The following is a 2635-nucleotide window of genomic DNA, read 5'->3' on the forward strand; positions in this document are numbered from 1 at the left end:
GGGCAGCGGCGGCGGTGTTTCGGATTGCTGCGCTCGGCCGGTGACGTGTGGGCGTGTGTCCTGGAGGTCAACGCGTGGCGACGCCGTCGCCAGGATGCGCCGCTGGCTGGTTATCAGCAGTTGTGTCGGGAGTTGTCCGGGCCGGGGCCGGGCACGTTCGGCGAGTTGGACAGCACGGGTGCCCGGTCGGTGTTGCGGCGGTTCTCCGATGCGTGGTTCGCGGCGGCGAAAGCCCGCCAGGACGGTGACCTGTCGGTGCGGTTTCCGCGTCGTCGGCGGGCGTTGATGCCGGTGCGCTGGTATCACGGCACGTTCACCCTCGACGGCCGTCGGGTCCGCCTCCCCACGGCCAGGGGCACGTCGCCGTTGTGGGTCAGGCTGGCGCGGGAGGTGCCCTATCCGGTCGAGCAGGTCCGCTCGGTCACCCTGCTGTGCGAGGGCGGCCGGCTGTTCCTCGACGTGACCGCCGAGGTTCCGGTGGCAACCTATCCGGCGGGTCAGGGGCCGGACCCGGACCGGGTGGCGGGGGTGGATGTGGGGATCATTCACCCGTATGCGGTGGCCGGCCCCGCTGGTGAGGGGGCTGTTGGTGTCGGGGCGGGCGATCCGCGCGGAGCACCGCATGCACCTCGCCGACACCAAGACCCGCCGCCGCGCCGTGGCCCGCAGGGCACCGAAGCCGGGCCAGCGAGGGTCACGGCGGTGGCGGAAATACCGGCGGCGGGCGCGGTTGGGGGAGGGTCGGCATCGGCGCAGGGTCCGGCAGGCCCAGCACGAAGCCGCCCGCACGGTGGTCTCGTGGGCGGTAGAGCAGCGGGTCGGTGTGCTCAGGGTGGGTGACCCGCGAGGGGTCCTCGACATCGACGCGGGGCGGCGGCACAACCTGCGGCTGCGGCAGTGGCAGATCGGCCGCCTGATGCAGGTCCTCACCGACAAAGCTGTCCAGGCGGGCATCACCGTCGACACGGTCAACGAGCGCGGCACCTCCTCCACCTGCCCCGCCTGTCTGCGGCGGGTGCCGAAACCCCGTGGCCGGACCCTGACCTGCCCGCACTGCAAGTTCTCCGGGCACCGCGACCTGATCGCGGCAGCCATCATCGCCACCCGCACCCCGGGCGGCGGACCCACCACCCCCACAGCAGCCGTCGCGCTACCCGAGGTGGTCAAGCACCGTCGAGCCGGCCGACACCTCCCCGGTGCCAGCCAGTCCCGGCGTGATCCCCGCCGCCCACCACAGGCGGCGAGAGGATCAGTTGGCCCGCGGAGGCCCGCCTCACCACCAGGTGGGGAGTCGCTCGCCCAAACGGCGAGGATCCACAACGGTGCATCGGAAACCCGGTGAACACGTTTAGTGGACACCGCACTAGCGTCGCGGTATGACCGACGGACCCGCGCGATGGTGGCAGCGCCGACCGCTCGCCGGTGACGCGCTCTTCGCCGCCGCCCTGGTGCTGCTGGAGATCGCCTTCCTGCTGCTCACCCCGCCGGAGTTCTGGCCCGGGCGGATGCCGGGCGCGCTGGCGTGGAGCCTGCTCACGGCCGCCCCGGTGGCGTTGCGCCGGGTCGCCCCGTGGACGGCGGTGGGTCTGGCCGTGGCCACCCTGATGCTGCCGGTGCTGCTCAGGCTCGCGCCCGGCACGCAGGGCCTGGCGTTCATGGTCCTGACGTACACGATGGCCGCGCGCCGGCCGGCGCGGCAGGCGGCGCTGGCCGCGGTGCTGCTCTGGGTGCCGGTGGGGGTGGCCAACCTGGTCGCCCCGCCGGAGGGGGTGCTGGCGGTGAGCCCCGGCTACCTGCTGCTCAACAACCTGCTCATCGCCCTGCTGTCGTTCGCGGTGGGGCGGGCGGTGCAGGCGCGGCGCACGTCGGTGCGGGCGCTGCGGGAGCGGGCCCGGGTGGCCGAGGAGAACCAGCGTTCGCTGGCCGAGCAGGCGGTCGCCGACGAGCGGCGCCGGATCGCCCGGGAGCTGCACGACGTGGTCGCCCACCACGTGAGCGTGATGGGGGTGCTGGCCACCGGGGCGCGTCGGGTGCTACGCCGCGAACCGGACGCCGCCGACGAGGCGATCGCCACCATCGAGGACACCAGCCGGGTCACCCTGCGGGAGATGCGCCGCCTGCTGGACGTGCTGCGCACGGACGCGGAGCCGGCGGCGGACCTGACCCCGCAGCCCGGCCTGGCGGGGATCGAGGCGCTGGTCGAGCAGGTACGGGAGGCGGGCCTGCCGGTGACCCTGTACGTCGAGGGCACGCCCGGGCCGGTGGAGGAGGGCGTGTCGCTGACCGTCTATCGGATCGTGCAGGAGGCGTTGACCAACGCGCTCAAGCACGCCGGGGAGGCCACCGCGCAGGTGCGGCTCACCGTCGCCGGCGGCTGGCTGACGGTGGAGGTCACCGACACCGGGCGCGGGCCGGGACCGGGACCCGACCGGATCGGGCACGGCCTGGTCGGCATGCGGGAGCGGGTCGGCCTCTACGGTGGGACCTTGCGGACCGGTCCACGGCCGGGCGGCGGTTTCCGGGTGTCGGCGCGGATTCCGGTGGAGTCGGTCGGGGCCGCGGCGTGACCCGGGAGCGCCGGGCGGGCACCGCCGGCCGGGCCGGAACGGCGCCGGCGCGGGCGACCGGGCCACCA

General features: G+C 74.5%; 2 protein-coding genes and 1 pseudogene. All 3 read left to right on the forward strand.

Annotated features, from left to right (window positions below; all coding sequences use genetic code 11):
- A pseudogene (locus tag JNW89_RS34000) lies at window positions 1-840 on the forward strand (hypothetical protein); the annotation flags it as partial.
- Window positions 791-1342, forward strand: coding sequence for a zinc ribbon domain-containing protein (locus tag JNW89_RS34005; protein WP_238452153.1), 552 nt, complete (start codon window positions 791-793; stop codon window positions 1340-1342). The pseudogene JNW89_RS34000 and the gene JNW89_RS34005, both read left to right, overlap by 50 nt.
- 34 nt (window positions 1343-1376) lie before the next feature.
- Window positions 1377-2567, forward strand: coding sequence for a sensor histidine kinase (locus JNW89_RS34010; RefSeq protein ID WP_238452154.1), 1191 nt, complete (start codon window positions 1377-1379; stop codon window positions 2565-2567).
- The last annotated feature ends 68 nt before the right edge of the window (window positions 2568-2635 follow it).

Source organism: Micromonospora sp. 4G55, assembly GCF_016803375.1.

Excerpts from the sequence above, each read along its gene's own strand:
- JNW89_RS34010 (WP_238452154.1), top strand. The coding sequence starts at position 1,377 with ATGACCGACGGACCCGCGCGATGGTGGCAGCGCCGACCGCTCGCCGGT.